32 protein-coding genes are annotated in these 20,963 nt (G+C 67.9%); 31 read left to right on the top strand and 1 reads right to left on the bottom strand.

Going from position 1 to position 20,963, the window contains the following annotated elements:
• Positions 1 to 257 precede the first annotated feature (257 nt).
• The 25 genes from IM778_RS13805 (at position 258) to IM778_RS13685 (ending at position 15,385) form a co-directional block, all read left to right on the top strand.
• On the top strand, positions 258 to 1,610 hold the full coding sequence (locus IM778_RS13805; protein ID WP_194409412.1) for a hypothetical protein: 1,353 nt from the start codon (positions 258 to 260) through the stop codon (positions 1,608 to 1,610).
• Positions 1,611 to 2,089: 479 nt separating this feature from the next.
• Positions 2,090 to 2,398 carry a 30S ribosomal protein S10 gene (rpsJ, locus tag IM778_RS13800; RefSeq protein ID WP_106816553.1) on the top strand — a complete coding sequence of 103 codons (309 nt, stop codon included), beginning with the start codon at positions 2,090 to 2,092 and terminating at the stop codon, positions 2,396 to 2,398.
• A gap of 8 nt (positions 2,399 to 2,406) precedes the next feature.
• Positions 2,407 to 3,066, top strand: a complete 660-nt coding sequence (gene rplC / locus IM778_RS13795) for a 50S ribosomal protein L3 (protein WP_194409411.1) — start codon at positions 2,407 to 2,409, stop codon at positions 3,064 to 3,066.
• 4 nt (positions 3,067 to 3,070) lie between these two features.
• Complete coding sequence (rplD, locus tag IM778_RS13790; RefSeq protein ID WP_194409410.1) at positions 3,071 to 3,733, top strand: 50S ribosomal protein L4; 663 nt, start codon at positions 3,071 to 3,073, stop codon at positions 3,731 to 3,733.
• A complete protein-coding gene (rplW, locus tag IM778_RS13785) occupies positions 3,730 to 4,035 on the top strand; it encodes a 50S ribosomal protein L23 (protein ID WP_019181726.1) in 306 nt (101 codons plus the stop codon). Before rplD ends, rplW begins: the two co-directional genes overlap by 4 nt.
• A gap of 26 nt (positions 4,036 to 4,061) precedes the next feature.
• A complete protein-coding gene (gene rplB, locus IM778_RS13780; RefSeq protein ID WP_194409409.1) occupies positions 4,062 to 4,901 on the top strand; it encodes a 50S ribosomal protein L2 in 840 nt (279 codons plus the stop codon).
• A gap of 12 nt (positions 4,902 to 4,913) precedes the next feature.
• Entirely contained in the window at positions 4,914 to 5,195 is a 282-nt protein-coding gene (gene rpsS / locus IM778_RS13775; RefSeq protein WP_127818509.1) for a 30S ribosomal protein S19, read from the top strand.
• A gap of 26 nt (positions 5,196 to 5,221) precedes the next feature.
• Positions 5,222 to 5,620, top strand: coding sequence for a 50S ribosomal protein L22 (rplV, locus tag IM778_RS13770; RefSeq protein WP_194409408.1), 399 nt, complete (start codon positions 5,222 to 5,224; stop codon positions 5,618 to 5,620).
• Positions 5,620 to 6,375: a 30S ribosomal protein S3 gene (rpsC, locus tag IM778_RS13765; RefSeq protein WP_168912869.1), complete on the top strand. Its 756-nt coding sequence runs from the start codon at positions 5,620 to 5,622 to the stop codon at positions 6,373 to 6,375. The genes rplV and rpsC overlap by 1 nt, the downstream gene beginning before the upstream one ends.
• Complete coding sequence (gene rplP, locus IM778_RS13760) at positions 6,375 to 6,794, top strand: 50S ribosomal protein L16 (RefSeq protein WP_067354305.1); 420 nt, start codon at positions 6,375 to 6,377, stop codon at positions 6,792 to 6,794. The genes rpsC and rplP overlap by 1 nt, the downstream gene beginning before the upstream one ends.
• On the top strand, positions 6,794 to 7,108 hold the full coding sequence (gene rpmC / locus IM778_RS13755; protein WP_194409407.1) for a 50S ribosomal protein L29: 315 nt from the start codon (positions 6,794 to 6,796) through the stop codon (positions 7,106 to 7,108). The genes rplP and rpmC overlap by 1 nt, the downstream gene beginning before the upstream one ends.
• The gene (rpsQ, locus tag IM778_RS13750; protein ID WP_194409406.1) at positions 7,108 to 7,422 is read left to right on the top strand and encodes a 30S ribosomal protein S17; all 315 of its coding nucleotides are present in this window, start codon (positions 7,108 to 7,110) and stop codon (positions 7,420 to 7,422) included. Before rpmC ends, rpsQ begins: the two co-directional genes overlap by 1 nt.
• The gene (gene rplN / locus IM778_RS13745) at positions 7,419 to 7,787 is read left to right on the top strand and encodes a 50S ribosomal protein L14 (protein ID WP_127818513.1); all 369 of its coding nucleotides are present in this window, start codon (positions 7,419 to 7,421) and stop codon (positions 7,785 to 7,787) included. Before rpsQ ends, rplN begins: the two co-directional genes overlap by 4 nt.
• 2 nt (positions 7,788 to 7,789) lie before the next feature.
• On the top strand, positions 7,790 to 8,149 hold the full coding sequence (rplX, locus tag IM778_RS13740; RefSeq protein ID WP_194409405.1) for a 50S ribosomal protein L24: 360 nt from the start codon (positions 7,790 to 7,792) through the stop codon (positions 8,147 to 8,149).
• Between the two features lie 2 nt (positions 8,150 to 8,151).
• Positions 8,152 to 8,742 carry a 50S ribosomal protein L5 gene (gene rplE / locus IM778_RS13735; protein WP_194409404.1) on the top strand — a complete coding sequence of 197 codons (591 nt, stop codon included), beginning with the start codon at positions 8,152 to 8,154 and terminating at the stop codon, positions 8,740 to 8,742.
• 153 nt (positions 8,743 to 8,895) lie between these two features.
• On the top strand, positions 8,896 to 9,294 hold the full coding sequence (gene rpsH / locus IM778_RS13730; RefSeq protein ID WP_194409403.1) for a 30S ribosomal protein S8: 399 nt from the start codon (positions 8,896 to 8,898) through the stop codon (positions 9,292 to 9,294).
• A 6-nt stretch (positions 9,295 to 9,300) separates the two neighbouring features.
• The gene (gene rplF, locus IM778_RS13725; protein ID WP_194409402.1) at positions 9,301 to 9,837 is read left to right on the top strand and encodes a 50S ribosomal protein L6; all 537 of its coding nucleotides are present in this window, start codon (positions 9,301 to 9,303) and stop codon (positions 9,835 to 9,837) included.
• A gap of 2 nt (positions 9,838 to 9,839) precedes the next feature.
• Complete coding sequence (gene rplR / locus IM778_RS13720; protein WP_127818518.1) at positions 9,840 to 10,199, top strand: 50S ribosomal protein L18; 360 nt, start codon at positions 9,840 to 9,842, stop codon at positions 10,197 to 10,199.
• On the top strand, positions 10,196 to 10,882 hold the full coding sequence (rpsE, locus tag IM778_RS13715) for a 30S ribosomal protein S5 (RefSeq protein ID WP_194409401.1): 687 nt from the start codon (positions 10,196 to 10,198) through the stop codon (positions 10,880 to 10,882). Before rplR ends, rpsE begins: the two co-directional genes overlap by 4 nt.
• Complete coding sequence (gene rpmD / locus IM778_RS13710; protein ID WP_018171461.1) at positions 10,882 to 11,067, top strand: 50S ribosomal protein L30; 186 nt, start codon at positions 10,882 to 10,884, stop codon at positions 11,065 to 11,067. The genes rpsE and rpmD overlap by 1 nt, the downstream gene beginning before the upstream one ends.
• The gene (rplO, locus tag IM778_RS13705; protein ID WP_194409400.1) at positions 11,067 to 11,771 is read left to right on the top strand and encodes a 50S ribosomal protein L15; all 705 of its coding nucleotides are present in this window, start codon (positions 11,067 to 11,069) and stop codon (positions 11,769 to 11,771) included. Before rpmD ends, rplO begins: the two co-directional genes overlap by 1 nt.
• 101 nt (positions 11,772 to 11,872) lie before the next feature.
• Positions 11,873 to 13,198 carry a preprotein translocase subunit SecY gene (secY, locus tag IM778_RS13700; protein ID WP_194409399.1) on the top strand — a complete coding sequence of 442 codons (1,326 nt, stop codon included), beginning with the start codon at positions 11,873 to 11,875 and terminating at the stop codon, positions 13,196 to 13,198.
• Positions 13,195 to 13,815 carry an adenylate kinase gene (locus IM778_RS13695; RefSeq protein ID WP_194409398.1) on the top strand — a complete coding sequence of 207 codons (621 nt, stop codon included), beginning with the start codon at positions 13,195 to 13,197 and terminating at the stop codon, positions 13,813 to 13,815. Before secY ends, IM778_RS13695 begins: the two co-directional genes overlap by 4 nt.
• Before the next feature lie 2 nt (positions 13,816 to 13,817).
• Entirely contained in the window at positions 13,818 to 14,675 is an 858-nt protein-coding gene (gene map / locus IM778_RS13690) for a type I methionyl aminopeptidase (protein ID WP_194411893.1), read from the top strand.
• A gap of 11 nt (positions 14,676 to 14,686) precedes the next feature.
• Complete coding sequence (locus tag IM778_RS13685) at positions 14,687 to 15,385, top strand: DsbA family protein (RefSeq protein WP_194409397.1); 699 nt, start codon at positions 14,687 to 14,689, stop codon at positions 15,383 to 15,385.
• Positions 15,386 to 15,834: 449 nt separating this feature from the next.
• On the opposite strand, the gene IM778_RS13680 is transcribed toward IM778_RS13685, so the two are convergent.
• Positions 15,835 to 16,875: a hypothetical protein gene (locus IM778_RS13680; RefSeq protein WP_194409396.1), complete on the bottom strand. Its 1,041-nt coding sequence runs from the start codon at positions 16,873 to 16,875 to the stop codon at positions 15,835 to 15,837.
• Between the two features lie 532 nt (positions 16,876 to 17,407).
• On the opposite strand from IM778_RS13680, the gene infA reads away from it, so the two are divergent.
• The 6 genes from infA (at position 17,408) to rplQ (ending at position 20,702) form a co-directional block, all read left to right on the top strand.
• Positions 17,408 to 17,629, top strand: coding sequence for a translation initiation factor IF-1 (gene infA / locus IM778_RS13675; protein WP_005050493.1), 222 nt, complete (start codon positions 17,408 to 17,410; stop codon positions 17,627 to 17,629).
• Between the two features lie 102 nt (positions 17,630 to 17,731).
• A complete protein-coding gene (rpmJ, locus tag IM778_RS13670; RefSeq protein ID WP_005050492.1) occupies positions 17,732 to 17,848 on the top strand; it encodes a 50S ribosomal protein L36 in 117 nt (38 codons plus the stop codon).
• A gap of 280 nt (positions 17,849 to 18,128) precedes the next feature.
• Positions 18,129 to 18,503, top strand: a complete 375-nt coding sequence (gene rpsM / locus IM778_RS13665; RefSeq protein ID WP_194409395.1) for a 30S ribosomal protein S13 — start codon at positions 18,129 to 18,131, stop codon at positions 18,501 to 18,503.
• Between the two features lie 31 nt (positions 18,504 to 18,534).
• Complete coding sequence (gene rpsK, locus IM778_RS13660) at positions 18,535 to 18,933, top strand: 30S ribosomal protein S11 (RefSeq protein ID WP_056117708.1); 399 nt, start codon at positions 18,535 to 18,537, stop codon at positions 18,931 to 18,933.
• Between the two features lie 144 nt (positions 18,934 to 19,077).
• On the top strand, positions 19,078 to 20,067 hold the full coding sequence (locus IM778_RS13655; RefSeq protein WP_194409394.1) for a DNA-directed RNA polymerase subunit alpha: 990 nt from the start codon (positions 19,078 to 19,080) through the stop codon (positions 20,065 to 20,067).
• Positions 20,068 to 20,135: 68 nt separating this feature from the next.
• Positions 20,136 to 20,702, top strand: coding sequence for a 50S ribosomal protein L17 (rplQ, locus tag IM778_RS13650; protein WP_194409393.1), 567 nt, complete (start codon positions 20,136 to 20,138; stop codon positions 20,700 to 20,702).
• Positions 20,703 to 20,963: the final 261 nt, after the last annotated feature.

The raw sequence follows: 20,963 nt of genomic DNA, 5'->3' as shown, positions 1-20,963 counted from the left end.
GGAAGTACGGCGCACCTCGGTGCGCTGCTGGGAAGTACGGCGCACCTCGGTGCGCTGCTGGGAAGATCGGCGCACTTCGGTGCGTCGCTGGGAGTACGGCGCGCCATGGTGCGCCGCTGGGAATGGGTGCGCTTCGGCGCACCTCTGGGACGGCGCGTCCGCGCGCCGAATTTTGGGGAAGGAGCGCTGTGTCTGCACTGCGCACGAAGAAAAGGTTTCAGATAGTCGCTGGGGCGGCTGTCGCATTCTCGCTGATCGTGGCCCCGGTGGTCGCGAATGGTGCCGCCGCGGAGGAGCCGGCACTGGTCGGCGTCGTCGGCACGCTGGAGGCGGCGACGCCCGAGGCGAACCAGGAGTCGTACTGGGAGACGCGGTACGCCGACCATCAGGCCGAGTGCTACAAGGTCGATGGGGCTCGCAGCTCCTCGCACGGCACGATCAGCGCCGACAAGAAGACCATCACGCTGGTCCCGTTCCAGGACGCGTGGCCCGGTGACCACTGGGAAGCCCTGATCATCAAGGCGGGCAACACGAACAACGTGATCCGTCACCCGGAGGCCGGTGTCGCCTACGCATCGCCGTCCAACGGCAACAACCAGGCTGACGTCTCGCACTGGATCGTCTGCAAGGGCACCACCCCCGCGCCGGCCGTCGTCGTGCCGGATCTCCAGCTGACCCCGCCGACCTGTCTCGCCGAGGGGCTCATCACCCGCAGCGAGAACGCGGACTGGACGTCGCAGGAGCACGAGGACGGGACGACCACGTGGACCGCCGTGCCGAAGGCGGGCACGGTCTTCGAGACCGGCGTGAAGATCAGCTGGACGACTCCCAACCTCGCGAAGCTCACGGAGGGGTGCGAGTCGGGCGACCCCGAGAAGCCCGAGCCGCTCCGGTCGGTGACCACCAAGACCACCTTCGACTGCGACAGCACGACCGCCGTCGTCACCACGACCACGACGGTCACCGAGCACGTCTGGGACGCGGAGACCGAGACCTGGGTGCTCGGCGAGCCGGTTTCGACGGACGAGGTGACCGAGCGGCCGCTCACGCAGGACGAGCTGGCGGACTGCCCGCTGCTGCCCGGTGAGATCCTGTCGGTGTGCGTGGGCGACGTGCCGTACCTCGGCTACGAGGTCATCCTCCCGGAGGGCTACGAGGTCGACAGCGAGACGCCGGTGACCATCACGTTCCTGAACCCCGACGGCGACGACCACGTCGTTCCCGGCCAGCCCCTCGCGGGCACGCTGCTGTGGCCCGGCGCCTCGGCGACCGAGCCGAAGATGTGGCCCGGCTGGGAGCTGGTCGACGGTGAGTACGCGCAGACCGACGGCAACTTCGCCTGGACGCGCGAGGGCATCACGATCCGCTTCGAGGTGAACCCGTCGTACTCCACCGAGGTCGAGTACCCGCCGGCCACCGCGCTGTGCGCGAACCCGCCCGTGGGCGGCGGCGAGCCGTTCGAGAACTCGACTCCCGGCACGACGCCCGGCCTCGCGGCCACCGGCGGTGGCGTGAGCCCCCTGATCCCGGCAGCGGCAGGCCTCGCGGTCCTGCTCGGCATCGCGGCCCTCGCGGTCGTCGCCGTGCGCCGTCGTCACACCGCGTCGTAACAGACGCAACACAGCAACAGAGGCGGTCGCGCTCCGGCGCGGCCGCCTCTGGCGTTCCCGCGCGCCGGCCGGCGGCTGGGAAGCCGCCGAGCGTACTGCTCGCGCGACACGCCCGAGTTTGCGACACGCCCGGGCTGCACGTAGACTAGTGAGGTTCCACATTCCGGCGCCCCTTTTGGCGTGCACCGGATCACTGCCAGGGCAGTGCATAGGCGGCGCACACGCGCAGGGTCCTAGGCCGCGGGCAGCAGAACCACCACATCTCCAATCCTCCCTCTGCGGACACAGTTCCGTGCGGGCGGAGAACGGATGCCGGGAACGGCGCTTCGGCGCGGCCCCGGATTGACAGCAGAACAGCGGTGCCCCTCGACGGGCTCGGCGGCCGGAAGGCCTCCAGCCGCGAGGAACATGCCCGGCGCGCGAGCGCCATGTGCGTCCAATGCCCGAGAGGTACGACGCGGAAAGAGAGTGAGCAGACAATGGCGGGACAGAAGATCCGCATTCGCCTGAAGTCGTACGACCACGAGGTCATCGACTCGTCGGCACGCAAGATCGTCGACACCGTGACCCGTGCGGGCGCGACCGTCGTGGGCCCCGTGCCCCTTCCGACCGAGAAGAACGTGATCGCCGTGATCCGTTCTCCCCACAAGTACAAGGACAGCCGCGAGCACTTCGAGATGCGCACCCACAAGCGCCTCATCGACATCGTCGACCCGACGCCGAAGGCCGTCGACTCGCTCATGCGCCTGGACCTCCCCGCTGACGTCAACATCGAGATCAAGCTCTGAGGTTCGACATGGCACACATCAACGAAAAGGTTTCCAAGGGCCTGCTCGGCACCAAGCTCGGCATGACCCAGGTCTGGGATGAGAACGGCAAGCTCGTTCCCGTCACCGTCATCGAGATCGCTCCGAACGTCGTCACCCAGGTGCGCACGCCGGAGAAGGACGGCTACAACGCCGTCCAGATCGCCTACGGCCAGATCGACCCCCGCAAGGTGAACAAGCCCCTCACGGCCCACTTCGAGGCCGCCGGCGTCACGCCGCGCCGCCACCTCACCGAGATCCGCACCGCGGACGCTGCTGACTACTCACTCGGTCAGGAGCTCACGGCTGAGGGCACGTTCGAGGCCGGCCAGCTGGTCGACGTCGTCGGCACCAGCAAGGGCAAGGGCACCGCGGGTGTCATGAAGCGCCACAACTTCAAGGGCGTCTCCGCTTCGCACGGTGCGCACCGCAACCACCGCAAGCCCGGTTCGATCGGCGCCTCGTCGACCCCGAGCCGCGTGTTCAAGGGCATGCGCATGGCCGGCCGTATGGGTGGCGAGCGCGTGACCGTCCTCAACCTCACGGTGCACGCCGTCGACGCCGAGAAGGGTCTGCTGCTCGTCAAGGGCGCCGTCCCCGGCGCGCGCGGCCGCATCGTCTACGTCCGCAACGCAGTGAAGGGTGCCTGAACTCATGGCTGACTCGACTCTCGCGCTCGACGTCGTGAAGGCAGACGGCACGGCGGCTGGTTCCGTCGAACTGCCGGCCTCGATCTTCGACGTCAAGACGAACATCCCGCTCATCCACCAGGTCGTCATCGCGCAACTCGCGGCGGCACGCCAGGGCACCCACTCGACCAAGCGTCGCGGTGAGGTCTCGGGCGCCGGCCGCAAGCCCTTCAAGCAGAAGGGCACGGGTAACGCCCGCCAGGGCTCGATCCGCGCGCCGCACATGACCGGCGGTGGCATCGTGCACGGCCCCAAGCCGCGCGACTACTCGCAGCGCACGCCCAAGAAGATGATCGCCGCCGCCCTGCTGGGTGCGCTCAGCGACCGTGCTCGCGGCGAGCGTCTTCACGTCGTCGAGTCGTTCGACATCGAGGGCGCGCCCTCGACCAAGGCCGCCGCGTCGGTCTTCGCCTCGCTCGGCGCCACCAAGAACGTGCTCGTCGTGGTGGACCGCGACGACGACCTCAGCGTGCTGAGCGTCCGCAACATCGCCTACGCCCACGTGCTGCCGTTCGACCAGCTGAACGCCTACGACGTGCTCGTCTCGGACGACATCGTCTTCACCAAGGCTGCCTTCGGCGCGTTCGTCGCCTCGAAGAGCACCACCACCGAGGAGGTCTCGGCATGAGCAGCATCGCCGTGAACAAGGACCCGCGCGACATCATCCTGAAGCCGGTCGTGTCCGAGAAGAGCTACGGGCTCATCGACGAGGGCAAGTACACCTTCCTCGTCGACCCGCGCGCCTCGAAGACCGAGATCAAGCTCGCGATCGAGAAGATCTTCGGTGTCAAGGTGGCCGCGGTCAACACGATCAACCGTGTCGGCAAGGCACGCCGCACCCGCTTCGGCACCGGCAAGCGCAAGGACACCAAGCGCGCCATCGTGACCCTGAAGTCGGGCACCATCGACATCTTCACGGCAGTCGGCTGACGGTCGGGACAGAGGACTAGAGAACTATGGCTATTCGCAAGTACAAGCCCACGACCCCGGGTCGCCGCGGCTCGTCGGTGGCAGACTTCGCCGAGATCACCCGATCGACGCCTGAGAAGTCGCTCCTCCGCCCGCTCAGCAAGACCGGTGGCCGCAACAACCAGGGCCGCATCACCACCCGTCACATCGGCGGTGGCCACAAGCGTCAGTACCGTCTCATCGACTTCCGTCGCAACGACAAGGACGGCATCGACGCGAAGGTCGCGCACATCGAGTACGACCCCAACCGCACCGCGCGCATCGCGCTGCTGCACTACAAGGACGGCGAGAAGCGCTACATCCTCGCGCCGAACAAGCTGCAGCAGGGCGACATCGTCGAGTCGGGGCCGAGCGCCGACATCAAGCCGGGCAACAACCTGCCGCTGCGCAACATCCCGACCGGTACCGTCATCCACGCCATCGAGCTCCGCCCCGGCGGCGGCGCGAAGATGGCCCGTTCGGCCGGTGCCTCGGTGCGTCTCGTCGCCAAGGACGGTCCCTACGCTCAGCTGCGTCTGCCCTCGGGCGAGATCCGCAACGTCGACGCGCGCTGCCGCGCGACCGTCGGCGAGGTCGGCAACGCCGAGCAGTCGAACATCAACTGGGGCAAGGCCGGCCGCAAGCGCTGGAAGGGCGTCCGCCCGACCGTCCGTGGTGTCGCCATGAACCCTGTCGACCACCCGCACGGTGGTGGTGAGGGCAAGACCTCCGGTGGTCGTCACCCTGTTTCGCCGTGGGGCCAGGCCGAAGGCCGCACCCGCCACGCGAACAAGGAAAGCGACAAGTACATCGTTCGCCGTCGCAACGCCGGCAAGAAGCGCAAGTAGGAGTAGAGGAAGATGCCTCGCAGCCTTAAGAAGGGCCCCTTCGTCGACGAGCACCTGCTTCGCAAGGTCGTCTCGCAGAACGAAGCCAACACGAAGAACGTCATCAAGACCTGGTCACGTCGTTCGATGATCGTCCCGGCCATGCTGGGCCACACGATCGCCGTCCACGACGGTCGCAAGCACATCCCCGTGTTCGTGACCGAGACCATGGTCGGCCACAAGCTGGGCGAGTTCGCGCCCACCCGCACCTTCCGCGGCCACGTGAAGGACGACAAGAAGGGCCGTCGCCGCTGACGCGGCGACGCATAGAGGAGAGAGAAATGGTGGAGTCCATCGCACGCGTGCGACACATCCGCGTGACCCCTCAGAAGGCTCGTCGTGTCGTCGCCCTCATCAAGGGCAAGCAGGCCGAGGAGGCCCTGGCCATCCTCAAGTTCGCGCCGCAGGGCGCGAGCGAGCCGATCTACAAGCTCGTCGCCTCGGCGATCGCGAACGCTCGCGTGAAGGCCGACAAGGACGGCGAGTACCTGGATGAGCAGGACCTGTACGTGAAGAACGCGTACGTCGACGAGGGCACGACGCTCAAGCGTTTCCGGCCCCGCGCCCAGGGTCGTGCCTTCCAGATCAAGAAGCGCACGAGCCACATCACCGTCGTGCTCTCGACCCCCGAGGTCGCGGAGACGGCGCCGGCTGCCAAGAGCAAGAAGGCGAGCAAGTAATGGGACAGAAGGTCAACCCGTACGGCTTCCGCCTCGGCATCACCACGGACCACGTGTCGCGTTGGTTCTCGGACTCGACGAAGCCCGGACAGCGCTACGCCGACTACGTGGCCGAGGACATCAAGATCCGTCGCCTGCTGACGACGTCGCTGGACCGCGCCGGCGTCAGCAACATCGAGATCGAGCGCACGCGTGACCGCGTCCGCGTCGACATCCACACCGCCCGCCCGGGCATCGTGATCGGTCGCCGCGGGGCCGAGGCCGAGCGCATCCGCGCCGACCTCGAGAAGCTCACCGGCAAGCAGATCCAGCTGAACATCCTCGAGGTGAAGAACCCCGAGGCCGACGCCCAGCTCGTCGCGCAGGGCATCGCCGAGCAGCTCACCGCTCGCGTGGCGTTCCGCCGCGCGATGCGCAAGGGCCTGCAGGGCGCGCAGCGCGCCGGCGCCAAGGGCGTCCGCATCCAGGTCTCCGGCCGCCTCGGCGGCGCCGAGATGAGCCGCTCGGAGTTCTACCGCGAGGGTCGTGTGCCGCTGCACACGCTGCGCGCGAACATCGACTACGGCTTCTACGAGGCGAAGACCACCTTCGGTCGCATCGGCGTGAAGGTGTGGATCTACAAGGGCGACCTGACCAACAAGGAGCTCGCGCGCGAGCAGGCGAACCAGAAGCCGGCGCGTGAGCGCGGCGACCGCCGTGGCCCGCGCGGCGACCGTCGCAACGAGGCCCCCGTGGCAGAAGGAGCGTCGGCGTAATGCTCATCCCCCGCAAGGTCAAGTACCGCAAGCAGCACCACCCCAAGCGCGACGGCCAGGCCACCGGCGGCACGAAGGTCTCCTTCGGCGAGTTCGGCATCCAGGCCCTCACGCCCGCTTACGTGACCAACCGTCAGATCGAGTCCGCTCGTATCGCCATGACGCGTCACATCAAGCGTGGCGGCAAGGTGTGGATCAACATCTACCCCGACCGACCGCTGACCAAGAAGCCCGCCGAGACCCGCATGGGTTCGGGTAAGGGCTCGCCGGAGTGGTGGGTCGCAAACGTCAAGCCGGGTCGCGTCCTCTTCGAGGTCGCCGGCGTCAACGAGCAGCTCGCTCGTGAGGCCCTGACCCGTGCCATCCACAAGCTGCCTCTCAAGGCACGCATCATCAAGCGCGAGGAGGGCGACGCGTAATGGCGATCGGCACCAAGACGCTCGCCCCGAGCGAGCTCGACACGTTCGAAGACCAGCGCCTGGTCGAGGAGCTGCGCAAGGCCAAGGAAGAGCTGTTCAACCTGCGCTTCCAGTCGGCCACCGGCCAGCTCGAGAGCCACGGCCGCATCCGTGCGGTCAAGCGCGACATCGCGCGGCTCTACACCGTGATCCGCGAGCGCGAGCTCGGCATCCGTGCCACGCCCGCTCCGCTGGAGACGGCGACCAAGGCGAAGAAGACGAAGGCCAAGAAGGCGGACTCCGCCGACGAGGCGACCAAGGAAGAGGCCGAGTGATGGCTGACAAGAAGCAGGCCGCTGAGGTCGAGCACGGCGAGCACGACGTCCGCGACGTCAACGCCCGCGGCTACCGCAAGGCTCGCCGTGGCTACGTCGTCAGCGACAAGATGGACAAGACCATCGTCGTCGAGGTCGAGGACCGCGTGAAGCACCCGCTGTACGGCAAGGTCATCCGCCGGACCTCCAAGGTCAAGGCGCACGACGAGGGCAACACGGCCGGCATCGGCGACCTCGTCCTCATCAACGAGACCCGCCCGCTGAGCGCCACCAAGCGCTGGCGTCTGGTCGAGATCCTGGAGAAGGCCAAGTGATTCAGAACGAGTCCCGCCTCAAGGTCGCCGACAACACGGGCGCCAAGGAGCTGCTCACCATCCGCGTTCTCGGCGGCTCGAACCGTCGCTACGCCGGTCTGGGTGACATCATCGTGGCGACCGTCAAGGACGCGATCCCGGGCGGCAACGTGAAGAAGGGCGACGTGGTCAAGGCCGTCGTCGTCCGCACCGTCAAGTCGACCCGTCGTCCCGACGGCTCGTACATCAAGTTCGACGAGAACGCCGCCGTCATCCTGAAGAACGACGGGGAGCCCCGCGGCACCCGCATCTTCGGACCGGTCGGTCGTGAGCTTCGCGACAAGAAGTTCATGAAGATCGTCTCGCTCGCCCCGGAGGTCATCTGATCATGGCGAACATCAAGAAGGGCGACCTGGTTCAGGTCATCACGGGCGCCAAGCCCGAGCGTGGCGGCGACCGCGGCAAGCAGGGCAAGGTCCTCGAGGTCCTCACCGAGCAGAACCGCGTCATCGTCGAGGGCGTGAACTACGTCACCAAGCACACCCGTGTCGGCCAGTCCCAGCGCGGCACCAAGACGGGCGGCATCGAGACGATGGAAGCCCCGATCCACATCTCCAACGTCCAGCTCGTCGACCCCTCGACCAAGAAGCCGACGCGTGTCGGCCACCGCGTCGAGGAGCAGACGAAGGACGGCGTCAAGCGCACGGTCCGCGTGCGTTACGCGAAGAAGTCAGGCAAGGACCTCTGAACATGAGCACCGCCACTGCCGTGGAGGCTGGCAAGATCCAGCCCCGCCTCAAGCAGAAGTACAAGGCCGAGATCCAGCAGAAGCTGCTGGAGGAGTTCGGTTACAAGAACGTCATGCAGATCCCCGGCCTGGTCAAGGTCGTGGTGAACACCGGTGTCGGCGAGGCCGCTCGCGACAGCAAGGTGATCGATGGCGCGGTCGACGACCTCACCAAGATCACCGGACAGAAGCCGGTCGTCACCAAGGCTCGCAAGTCGATCGCGCAGTTCAAGCTGCGCGAGGGCCAGCCCATCGGCGCGCACGTGACCCTTCGCGGCGATCGTGCGTGGGAGTTCGTCGACCGCCTCGTGAACCTCGCGCTGCCCCGCATCCGCGACTTCCGCGGTCTGTCGGGCAAGCAGTTCGACGGCCACGGCAACTACACGTTCGGTCTCCAGGAGCAGTCCGTGTTCCACGAGATCAACCAGGACAAGATCGACCGCGTGCGCGGTTTCGACATCACCATCGTGACGTCGGCGACCACGGACGACGAGGGCCGCGCGCTCCTGCGCCACCTCGGCTTCCCGTTCCGCAACGAGGACCAGCAGGCCTGACCGCGTGTCGTCTCGCTTCGCTCGCTCAACGGCCGGGACCCGGTCGTTGAGCGAGGAGCGAGACGAAACGAGCCCACAACCGAATATCGCAGTCATCGAAGGTCGTCTGTCGTGTAACGGCAGCCGAAACCTCGTGAGCAAAGGAATCTACAAATGACAATGACAGACCCGGTCGCAGACATGCTGACCCGTCTGCGCAACGCGAACTCGGCGCACCACGACTCCGTGTCGCTGCCGAGCTCGAAGCTCAAGACGCACATCGCCGAGATCCTCAAGCAGGAGGGCTACATCGCAGGCTGGGAGGTCAGCGACGCACGCGTCGGCCAGACCCTCACGCTGACGCTCAAGTACGGCCCGAACCGCGAGCGGTCGATCGCCGGCATCAAGCGCGTCTCGAAGCCCGGTCTCCGCGTCTACGCGAAGTCGAACGAGATCCCCCGTGTCCTCGGCGGTCTCGGCGTCGCGATCCTGTCCACCTCCTCCGGTCTTCTCACGGACCGCCAGGCAGAGCAGAAGGGCGTGGGTGGGGAAGTCCTCGCCTACGTGTGGTGATCTGACATGTCGCGTATCGGTCGTCTTCCGATCGACATCCCCGCCGGTGTGACCGTCACGGTCGACGGCCAGGATGTCGCCGTCAAGGGCCCCAAGGGCGAGCTCGCGCTCACCGTGGCCCGTCCCATCGAGGTCAAGGTCGAGGAGGGCCAGGTCGTCGTGACCCGTCCCGACGACGAGCGCTCGTCGCGCTCGCTCCACGGCCTCACCCGCACGCTCATCAACAACAACATCGTCGGTGTCACCCAGGGCTACACCAAGGGCCTCGAGGTCGTCGGCACGGGTTACCGCGTGGCGCAGAAGGGCACCGCGGTCGAGTTCGCTCTCGGCTTCTCGCACCCCGTCCTGATCGAGCCGCCTGCCGGCATCACCCTGACCGTCGAGGGCAACAACAAGCTCACGGTCTCGGGCATCGACAAGCAGGCCGTCGGCGAGGCGGCTGCCAACATCCGCAAGATCCGCAAGCCCGAGCCGTACAAGGGCAAGGGTGTGCGCTACGCCGGCGAGGTCGTCCGGCGCAAGGCCGGAAAGGCTGGTAAGTAACCATGGCTGTGAAGTCGAAGTCCGACGCGCGCGCGCGTCGTCACGCCCGCCTTCGCAAGAAGGTCGTCGGCACGACCGAGCGTCCCCGCCTGGTCGTGACGCGTTCGGCGCGCCACGTGTTCGTGCAGCTCGTCGACGACAGCAAGGGCCACACGCTGGCCTCGGCCTCGACGCTCGAGACCGATCTGCGTGCGACCGACGCCGACAAGACCGCCAAGGCGCGCAAGGTCGGCGAGCTCCTCGCGGAGCGCGCCAAGGCTGCCGGCGTCTCGGACGTCGTGTTCGACCGTGGCGGCAACCGCTACGCGGGCCGTGTCGCGGCGATCGCCGATGGCGCGCGCGAGGGAGGTCTGAACCTGTGAGTGACAACAAGGAGAACATCGTGACCGAGCAGGCAGCTGCCGAGGCTCCGGCCGAGGCCGCTACGGCGCCCGCCGAGCGCGAGCGCGAGCCGCGCCGCGGCGGTCGCGAGCGCAACCCCAACCGCGACCGCGGTGGTCGCGACCGCAACGAGAGCCAGTTCCTCGAGCGCGTCGTCACCATCAACCGCGTGTCGAAGGTCGTCAAGGGCGGTCGCCGCTTCAGCTTCACCGCGCTCGTCGTCGTCGGCGACGGCAACGGTGTGGTCGGCGTCGGCTACGGCAAGGCCCGTGAGGTGCCGCTGGCGATCTCGAAGGGTGTCGAGGAGGCCAAGCGCAACTTCTTCCGCGTCCCCCGTGTCGGCTCGACGATCCCGCACCCGGTGCAGGGTGAGGCGGCCGCCGGTGTGGTGCTGCTTCGTCCCGCCGCAGCCGGTACCGGTGTCATCGCCGGTGGCCCGGTGCGTGCGGTGCTCGAGTGCGCCGGCATCCACGACGTGCTGTCGAAGTCGCTCGGGTCGTCGAACACGATCAACATCGTCCACGCGACGGTGGAGGCCCTGAAGCAGCTCGAGGAGCCCCGTGCGGTCGCCGCGCGTCGTGGTCTCGAGTTCGACCAGGTCGCCCCCGCTCGTCTCGTCCGTGCCGAGGCTGAGGCCGCGGCCGCTGCGAAGGCAGGTGTGTGATGGCTGCGCGTCTGAAGGTCACGCAGGTCAAGTCCAAGGTGAGCGAGAAGCAGAACCAGCGCGACACGCTGCGTTCGCTCGGTCTGAAGCGGATCGGCGACTCGGTCGTCCGTCCCGACGACGCGCAGACGCGCGGCTACGTCCGGACCGTCGCGCACCTCGTCAAGGTTGAGGAGATCGACTGATGGCTGAGAAGGCCGAGAAGAACGAGGCCGTCGAGGCTGAGGCCCCCAAGAAGGCCCCCGCCAAGCGACGTACTGAGCCCGCCGAAGTGAAGACGGCTGCGCCCAAGGCCGCCGCCGAGAAGAAGGCTCCGGCCAAGAAGGCTGCGCCCGCCAAGGCGGCTGCCGACAAGGCCGAGAAGGTGGAGAAGTCCGAGAAGGCTGCTCCCGCCAAGAAGGCTCCCGCCAAGAAGGCTGCGCCCGCCAAGAAGGATGCCCCGGCAGCGCGCCCCGGCGTGCTCAAGGTGCACCACCTGCGTCCGGTCCCGGGCTCGAACACCCCCAAGACCCGTGTGGGTCGCGGTGAGGGCTCCAAGGGCAAGACCGCCGGCCGTGGCACCAAGGGCACGAAGGCCCGCTACCAGGTCAAGGTCGGCTTCGAGGGTGGGCAGATGCCGCTGCACATGCGCACCCCGAAGCTCCGCGGCTTCAAGAACCCGTTCCGCGTCGAGTACCAGGTCGTGAACCTGGACAAGCTCGCGGAGCTGTACCCCGCCGGTGGCGATGTCACCGTCGGCGACCTGGTCGCCAAGGGCGCGGTGCGCAAGAACGAGAAGGTCAAGGTGCTCGGCACCGGCGACATCTCGGTGAAGCTCAACGTGTCGGTCGACAAGGTCTCGGGATCCGCCGAGCAGAAGATCGTCGCCGCGGGCGGCAGCGTCAAGTAAATACTCACAGTGGGGGTCGGAGCTTGCTCCGGCCCCCACTGGGTTACCCTGGACGTCGGCATGTCGCCGTGCCTGCCGGCATCCCCACTGGAGGAAACCTCTTGTTCAGCGCCATCGCGCGGGTCTTCCGCACACCCGACCTTCGGCGGAAGATCGCATTCACTCTGGCGATCATCGCCCTGTACCGCCTCGGCGCGCACATTCCGGCGCCGTTCGTCGACTTCCCGAACGTGCAGTCGTGTCTGCGTGAGTCCGCAGGCACTGAAGGCCTGCTGTCGCTGGTCAACCTGTTCTCCGGCGGTGCGCTGCTGCAGCTGTCGATCTTCGCGCTGGGCGTCATGCCCTACATCACCGCGACGATCATCGTGCAGCTGCTGCGCGTGGTCATCCCGCACTTCGAGACCCTCTACAAGGAGGGTCAGTCGGGCCAGGCGAAGCTGACGCAGTACACGCGCTACCTCACGATCGCGCTGGCGCTCCTCCAGTCCACGACGCTGGTCACCGTCGCGCGCAGCGGTCAGCTGTTCGGCACGACGGGCATCCCCGAGTGCGAGCAGCTGCTCACCAACGACGTGTGGTGGGCGCAGCTCCTCATGATCATCACCATGACCGCCGGCACGGGCCTCATCATGTGGTTCGCCGAGCTGGTCACCGAGCGCGGCATCGGCAACGGCATGTCGCTGCTGATCTTCACCTCGATCGCGGCGACGTTCCCGTCCGCGCTGTGGGCGATCGCCCAGGCGCGCGGCTTCGAGGTCTTCCTCCTGGTGCTGGCCGTCGGCGTCGTCGTGGTGGCGCTCGTCGTCTTCGTCGAGCAGTCGCAGCGGCGCATCCCGGTGCAGTACGCCAAGCGCATGGTCGGCCGCCGCACGTACGGCGGGACGAACACCTACATCCCGATCAAGGTCAACATGGCCGGCGTCGTGCCCGTCATCTTCGCGTCGTCGCTGCTGTACATCCCGGCGCTCATCGCGCAGTTCAACATGCAGCCGAACGCCGACAACGAGATCCCCGCGTGGGTCGCGTGGATCCAGGCGTACTTCACGAACGGCGATCACCCGATCTACATGGCGGTGTACTTCCTCCTCATCGTCGGGTTCACCTACTTCTACGTCGCGATCACGTTCAACCCGGTCGAGGTCGCCGACAACATGAAGAAGTACGGCGGCTTCATCCCCGGCATCCGCGCGGGTCGTCCGACCGCCGAGTACCTCGACTACGTGCTCACGCGCATCACGCTGCCGGGCTCGCTGTACCTGGGGCTCATCGCACTGCTGCCGCTCATCGCGCTGGCGACGGTCGGCGCGAACCAGAACTTCCCGTTCGGCGGCGCCTCGATCCTGATCATCGTCGGCGTGGGCCTCGAGACGGTCAAGCAGATCGACGCGCAGCTGCAGCAGCGCCACTACGAAGGGCTGCTCCGATGACGCTTCGACAGACCTCGCACGACGGGGCGCGCCTCCTCATCGTCGGTCCCCAGGGCTCGGGCAAGGGCACCCAGGGCGTCCGCATCGCCGAGACCTTCGGCATCCCCGCCATCTCCACCGGCGACGTGTTCCGCGCCGCCGTCGCGGCCGGCACGCCCCTCGGCGAGCAGGTCAAGGCGATCATCGAGTCGGGCGACCTCGTCTCGGACGAGCTGACGAGCGCTGTCGTTCGTGAGCGACTGTCGCAGCCGGACGCGGCGGGAGGCTTCCTGCTCGACGGGTATCCGCGCAATGTCGCCCAGGTGATGCACCTCGACGAGTTCCTCGAGGGGCGCGGCGAGGCCATCGACTCGGTCATCGAGCTCGACGTCCCGCGCGACGAGAGCATCGCGCGGCTCTCGCTGCGCGCCGCCGAGCAGGGGCGCAGCGACGACACCGAGGACGGCATCGCGAACCGCCTGGCGATCTACGAACGCGAGACGGCCCCGATCCTCGACGTCTACCGGACCCGGGGCGTCGTCGAGCGCATCGACGGCGTGGGATCGCTCGACGAGATCACCGGTCGCATCGTCGCGGCGCTCGAGGCTCGCGGTCTCGGCCGCGGTGCCGCCGCGTGACCGTGGCGCTTCGCCGTTCCATCTACAAGTCGCCCGCGCAGTTGCGGGCGATGATCGAGCCCGGCCTGATCACGGCCGCGGCGCTCGAAGCCGTCCGTGAGCTGATCGCACCCGGGGCGACCACCGCCGAGCTCGACGCCGCGGCATCCGCCGTCATCACCGGCCGCGGCGCGAAGTCGAACTTCCAGATGGTGCGCGGGTATCGCCACACGATCTGCGCGTCGGTCAACGAGCAGGTCGTGCACGGCATCCCCGGCGACCGTGCTCTCGCCCCGGGTGACATCGTGTCGATCGACGCGGGCGCGGAGTACAAGGGCTGGAACGGGGACTCGGCGTTCACATTCGTGGTGCCCGACGAGACCCGCCCCGACGTCGTCGCACAGCGCCGGCGGCTCTCGGACGTGACCGAGGGATCGCTGTGGGCGGGGATCGCCGCGCTCACGACCGCGACGCACCTCGGCGAGATCGGCGCCGCCATCCAGGACCACATCGAGGCGAACTCGCCGGATCCCTCGACGGGATCGAGCAGTGCCTACGGCATCCTGCGCGAGTACGTCGGCCACGGCATCGGCCGCAAGATGCACGAGTCGCCGTCGGTGTTCAACTACCGCGTGGCAGATCCCGGGCCCGAAGTGCGCCCGGGTCTCGTGCTGGCGATCGAGCCGATGGTCGTCATCGGCGACCAGGCCACGTTCGTCGAGGACGACGGCTGGACCGTGTCGACGGTCGACGGCAGCGCAGGGTCGCACTGGGAGCACAGCGTCGCGGTGCACGAAGACGGAATCTGGGTGCTCACGGCACCCGACGGCGGAGCTGCGGGCCTGGCCCCGTTCGGGGTGACGCCGCGCGAGATCGCCTGAGGAGGCGCGAGATGGCACAGGGTGCGCGCAAGGTCAACTGGTTCGCGATCTGGGTGACGGTCGGCGTCGTGGTGGCGCTCGTGCTCGTCGCGGTGCTGGTCGTCGCGCTCAACAACTCCTCCGCTCCCAAGCCGCTCCCGACCGACGTCGTGACGCCCTCGGCCTCGAACATCGACGCCGAGACGGGTGCGATCCTCGTCGGCGACGGCGAGGACCGCCTCGACACGTACATCGACTTCATGTGCCCGATCTGCAACCAGTTCGAGCAGTTGTACGGCGCCGAGATCGAGTCGATGGTGGATGACGGCACCATCACCCTCGGCATCCACCCCATCTCGATCCTCGACAGCCAGTCGCAGGGCACGCAGTTCTCGACGCGCGCGGCGAACGCCGCGTACTGCGTGGCGGAGGCGGATGCCGAGGCATCCCTGCCCTTCCTCCAGGCGATGTTCGCCGACCAGCCGCAGGAGCGCACGCGGGGGCTCACGAACAGCGAGATCCTCGAGATCGCCGCGGGAGTCGGGGTGACCGGGATCGACTCGTGCGTCAACGACGGCACCTACGCCGGCTACGTCACCGCGATCACGGCCGAGACTCCGGTGCAGCCGGGCTCGCAGGGTATCGGCACTCCGACCGTCGCCGTCAACGGCGAGGTCATCTCGAACAGCCAACTGCCCGAGCCCGGCCAGCTCGCGACGCTCTTCGAGTAGCCGCGGCCCCCGGCATCCGCCGTCGTCGTCGTCGCCGTCGCTGTCGCTGTCGCTGCTGTCGCTGTCGCTGCTGCCGCTGCTGTCGCTGCTGTCGCTGTCGCTGCTGTCGCTGTCGCTGCTGTCGCTGTCGCTGTCGCTGCTGTCGCTGTCGCCCTTGCTCTCGGGCGCCGTCGCGCATCGGCTCTCCGGCGCTGTCGCCGCTGTCGTCCTCCCGGCGCCGTCGTGCGTTGAGAAACCCTACGGAGGTTGAGAAACCACACGTAGGTTGAGGAACCGCGCGGCGCGGGGTGTTTCAACCTATGCATGGTTTCTCAACCTCAACCGGCCCTCAGAAACCTCACGTGGGGTGAGAAGCCACACGTGTGGTGAGAAACCACAGGTTGGGTGAGAAACCACATGGAGGTTGAGAAACCACACGTAGGTTGAGGAACCGCGCGGCGCGGGGTGCCTCAACCTTTGCGTGGTTTCTCAACCGCGGGCGCAGGCGCGGGCGCGGAGGCGGGGGAGGAGCGGCGGTTCGTCATCACGAGAAGGCCGGGGCGGGGGCGCGCGACGCGCGGAATGCCCATGGCGTCGAGGCGGCGCACCAGCGGCGTGACCTCCATGGCCTCGTTCATGTCCCAGCGGTCGAAGGCGCGGCACACGCGCCGCAGTCGGTTCTCGCGCTTCTTCTCGTCCATGACGCTGCGCACCGTCTCTCCGGGGGTCTCGCCGAGGTACTTCCCGTAGCCGTCGGACTCTCCGATTCCGCGCACGCTGCGCCAGGCGAAGTCCACGCGGTCGCTGAAGCCGTCCGAGCGGAAGACGACCTGCAGTTCGGGCGGCTCGAAGCCGGACCAGACGATGACGGCGCGACTGACGGACTCCCCGGTGGACTCGGCGAGCGGGTCGAGCATCGGGAGGAGCAGGATGAGGCGCCCGCGTCCGCGGCGGTGCTCCTGGCATTCCGCGAGCGTCACGAGCGACTCCCGGGCGACGCTCCCGCCCTGCGCCGGCGAGATGACCGCATCTCCCACGGCCAGCCCGAACGCAGGCGGCAGCACGCGCATCAGGTCGATCGCGGTGTCGGCGGCCGACGTGAGGGCGAATCCCTGTAGCCGCTCGACGACCCGCCCGTCGACGCCGGTGTGCACGCACACGTCGCCGAAGCGACGCGACGACGTACGGCCGGGCGCGAAGACGTGGATGTCGCGAGGCTCGCCGAAGATCGGCAGTCCGCGCAGCGCCGCCGCCGACTCGTACGCGAAGATCGCGCCGGGCGCGACGAGCGCGTACGCGTGCACCCGCGCGAGATACCTCTCCCACGGCGCGAGCGCCTCCCACGCCGCCCGCGGCGCGTACACGCCCGCGCGTACTCGTACGTACATGTGGCGATTCCTGAGGCTCGGCGCGCCGAAGGCGGTGTCGCGCGCGACATGCAGTTCGACGGGCGACGGCTTGACCGCGGCCGGCGCGGTGACCGCAGGGGTGGTGGCTGAGGCGGCGTGCATCGCCTCATGCTCGGCCGTCGGCATCCGCTCGCCGCAGGCCGACGCCGGATCTGTGGACACCTCGCGCAGCCGCCGCGCCTGGGGAGGAGCGGCGAGACCCGCGCCCGGCCCGGACGTTGAGGTTGAGAAACCACATATAGGTTGAGGAACCGCGTTGCAGCGAGAGTCTCAACCTGCGCGTGGTTTCTCAACCTCGAGGCGAGGCGAGGCGAGGCGAGGCGAGGCGAGGCGAGGCGAGGCGAGGCGAGGGCGCGAGGGCGCGAGGGCGCGAGGGTGCGAAGGCGCGAGGGTGCGAAGGTGCGAGGGTGCGAAGGCGCGAGGGTGCGAAGGTGCGAGGGTGCGAGGGAGCGGGGGTGACGGATGCCGGGAGCCGCGGTGCGCGACGAGAGCGCGGGGGTGTCGGCGGGCATTTGCCGAGGCATCCGATATCACGTATGCTTGATCTTTGGTGCGTTGCGCCTTTATTGGCGTGTCGTAGCACCGAACCCCATCCACCGCAGACCGACCGGTCAGCACAACTGTAAGCGAGCGTATGGCGAAGAAAGACGGTGTCATCGAGATCGAGGGCGTCGTGTCCGAGGCACTGCCCAATGCGATGTTCCGCGTTGAGCTCACCAACGGACACAAGGTGCTCGCCACGATCTCGGGCAAGATGCGGCAGAACTACATCCGCATCATCCCCGAGGACCGCGTCGTCGTGGAGCTTTCGCCCTACGACCTCACCCGCGGCCGCATCGTCTACCGCTACCGCTAGTCCGGTCGAGAAGTAACGCCCCGCGCTTCGACAGGCTCAGCGACCGAAAGCAAGCTCAGCCACCGAAGCACGCCCGGCGAAGACAGCGAACAGGAACACATCATGAAGGTCAACCCCTCCGTCAAGCCCATCTGCGACCACTGCAAGGTCATCCGCCGCCACGGCCGCGTGATGGTCATCTGCAAGTCGAACCCGCGCCACAAGCAGCGCCAGGGTTGATTCGGGTCGGATCAATGCGAGCGAAGCGAGCATTGATGCGATCCCGAATCAAGGTTGAGCGAGCGAAGCGAGTCGAAACCTCGCAGGTCGAAACCTCACGACGCAAGAACTCATAACTGAATACCGGTCCGCCGGGCAAGCGCGTCTCGTCTCGCTTCGCCCGCTCACCGACCGGACCTGACTACAGGCAGCATCAGAACCTCTCCGGAGGGGACACCTCGGGGCGGAGGCCCGGGCACCGATGCTGCTCCACACCTCCACTCACTCCTAGGAGAGCCGCATGGCACGTCTGGCCGGCGTAGACATCCCGCGCGACAAGCGCGTGGTGATCGCCCTTACCTACATCTACGGCGTTGGCCGTACCCGTTCGAACGAGATCCTCAAGGCGACGGAGATCGACGAGAACGTCCGCGTCAAGGACCTCAGCGATGACCAGCTCATCGCGCTCCGCGACTACATCGAAGGCAACTACAAGGTCGAGGGTGATCTGCGCCGCGAGGTCGCCGCCGACATCCGCCGCAAGGTCGAGATCGGCTCCTACGAGGGTCTGCGTCACCGCCGCGGCCTTCCGGTGCGCGGTCAGCGCACGAAGACGAACGCCCGTACCCGCAAGGGCCCGAAGCGCACCGTCGCCGGCAAGAAGAAGGCGCGCTAAGGCGCGGCCCCAGGTTTAGGAGAACACGCACATGGCACAGGCCAAGACCGCCGCGCGCAAGCCGCGCCGCAAGGAGAAGAAGAACATCGCGCTGGGCCAGGCCCACATCAAGTCGACGTTCAACAACACGATCGTCTCGATCACCGACCCGTCGGGCGCCGTCATCAGCTGGGCGTCGTCGGGTGGCGTGGGCTTCAAGGGCTCGCGCAAGTCGACGCCGTACGCCGCCGGCATGGCCGCGGAGTCCGCTGCCCGCCAGGCGCAGGAGCACGGCGTCAAGAAGGTCGACGTCTTCGTCAAGGGCCCGGGCTCGGGCCGCGAGACCGCGATCCGCTCGCTGCAGGCCGCCGGCCTCGAGGTGGGCTCGATCCAGGACGTGACGCCCCAGGCCCACAACGGCTGCCGTCCCCCCAAGCGCCGCCGCGTCTGATCTCTCGGAGCCGGGGCACCCTCGTCGGTGCCCCGGCGACCGTTCGTTTCCGGATGCCTCCGCCGAGGCATCCCTCGAGTAAAACTCAACACCTCACTCACCGCACGTGTCATATAGCGGGCACGTGATCGAAAGGAACACATAGTGCTCATCGCACAGCGTCCCACTCTGACCGAGGAGAAGGTCGGGGAGTTCCGCAGCCGTTTCGTCATCGAGCCGCTGGAGCCCGGCTTCGGCTACACGATCGGCAACGCGCTGCGTCGCAGCCTCCTGTCGTCGATCCCCGGCGCGGCCGTCACGTCGATCCGCATCGACGGCGTCCTCCACGAGTTCAGCACCATCCCGGGTGTGAAGGAGGATGTCACCGAGATCATCCTCAACATCAAGCAGCTCGTCGTCTCGAGCGAGCGCGACGAGCCGATCACCGCCTACCTGCGCAAGACCGGCGCGGGCGAGGTCACGGCCGCCGACATCTCGGCGCCCGCCGGTGTCGAGGTGCACAACCCCGAGCTGGTCATCGCGACGCTCAACGACACCGCGAAGTTCGAGCTCGAGCTCACGATCGAGCGTGGCCGCGGCTACGTGTCGGCGACGCAGAACCGCAACGAGTACGCCGAGGCCGGCCAGATCCCGATCGACTCGATCTACTCGCCGGTGCTCAAGGTCTCGTACCGCGTGGAGGCCACGCGTGCGGGTGAGCGCACCGACTTCGACAAGCTCGTGCTGGACGTCGAGACCAAGTCGTCGATCGCCCCCCGCGACGCCGTCGCATCGGCCGGTCGCACGCTGACCGAGCTGTTCGGCCTGGCCCGTGAGCTCAACGTCGAGGCCGAGGGCATCGAGATCGGCCCCGCGCCGGTCGAGACCGTCCTCTCGAACGAGCTGTCGATGCCCATCGAGGACCTCGACCTGTCGGTCCGCTCGTACAACTGCCTCAAGCGCGAGGGCATCAACACCGTGTCGGAGCTCGTCGCCCTCTCGGAGACGCAGCTCATGAACATCCGCAACTTCGGTCAGAAGTCGGTCGACGAGGTGCGCGACAAGCTCGTCTCGCTCGGCCTGTCGCTGAAGGACTCGGTCCCCGGGTTCGACGGCGCGCACTTCTACGGCGGCTACGACGACGAAACCGTCTGAGCCGGTGGATGCCGCGGCCGCGGCATCCGTCCCCCCGACCGACTTCTTCCCACTGGAGTAACTGAGAAATGCCCAAGCCCACGAAGGGTCCCCGCCTCGGAGGCGGCCCCGCCCACGAGCGCCTGCTGCTTGCCAACCTCGCCGCCGCGCTGTTCACGCACAAGTCGATCAAGACGACCGAGACTAAGGCCAAGCGCCTGCGTCCGCTCGCCGAGCGCCTGATCACGTTCGCCAAGCGCGGCGACCTGCACGCGCGCCGTCGCGTGCTGTCGGTCATCGGCGACAAGACGGTCGTGCACGAGCTCTTCACCGAGATCGCGCCGCTGGTCGCCGACCGTGAGGGCGGCTACACCCGCATCACGAAGGTCGGCAACCGCAAGGGCGACAACGCCCCGATGGCCGTCATCGAGCTCGTCCTCGAGCCGGTGAACAAGAAGCCGTCGGCCAAGAAGGCTGCCGCCAAGACGGATGCCGCGCCCGCCGCACCGGTTGAGGCCGAGGAGACTCCGGCCGACGAGACCGCCGCCGACGACACCGCCGCCGAGGCCGGCGCGGAGTCGCAGGAGGAGGGCGCCGCCGCTGAGGCTGCCGCCGAGGAGGCCGTCGAGGCCCCCGCCGAGGACAAGCCCGAGTAATCGGATCCACCGGGCCCCACCACCCGGCACCTGTGCACCGCGAGACCCGCGGCCCTTCGGGGCCGCGGGTCTCGCTGCGTTCGGGTACCCCGTGCGCGTGCGGCACCCCGTGTGCTTCGGGTACCCCCTGTGCGTGCGGGTACCCCGTGCGCGTGCGGGTACCCCGTGTGCGTGCGGAAACACCAGTCGGTCACGCGACACGCCGGGGTGAGGCATCCGTCATCGGCGTGTCGCCGTGACCGACTGGTGTTTTCGCAACCG

Origin of the sequence: Microbacterium cremeum (assembly GCF_015277855.1) — a bacterium.
Classification (GTDB): domain Bacteria; phylum Actinomycetota; class Actinomycetes; order Actinomycetales; family Microbacteriaceae; genus Microbacterium; species Microbacterium cremeum.
Note: the sequence above shows the minus strand (reverse complement) of the source record. Positions and strands in the feature narration are given on the sequence as shown.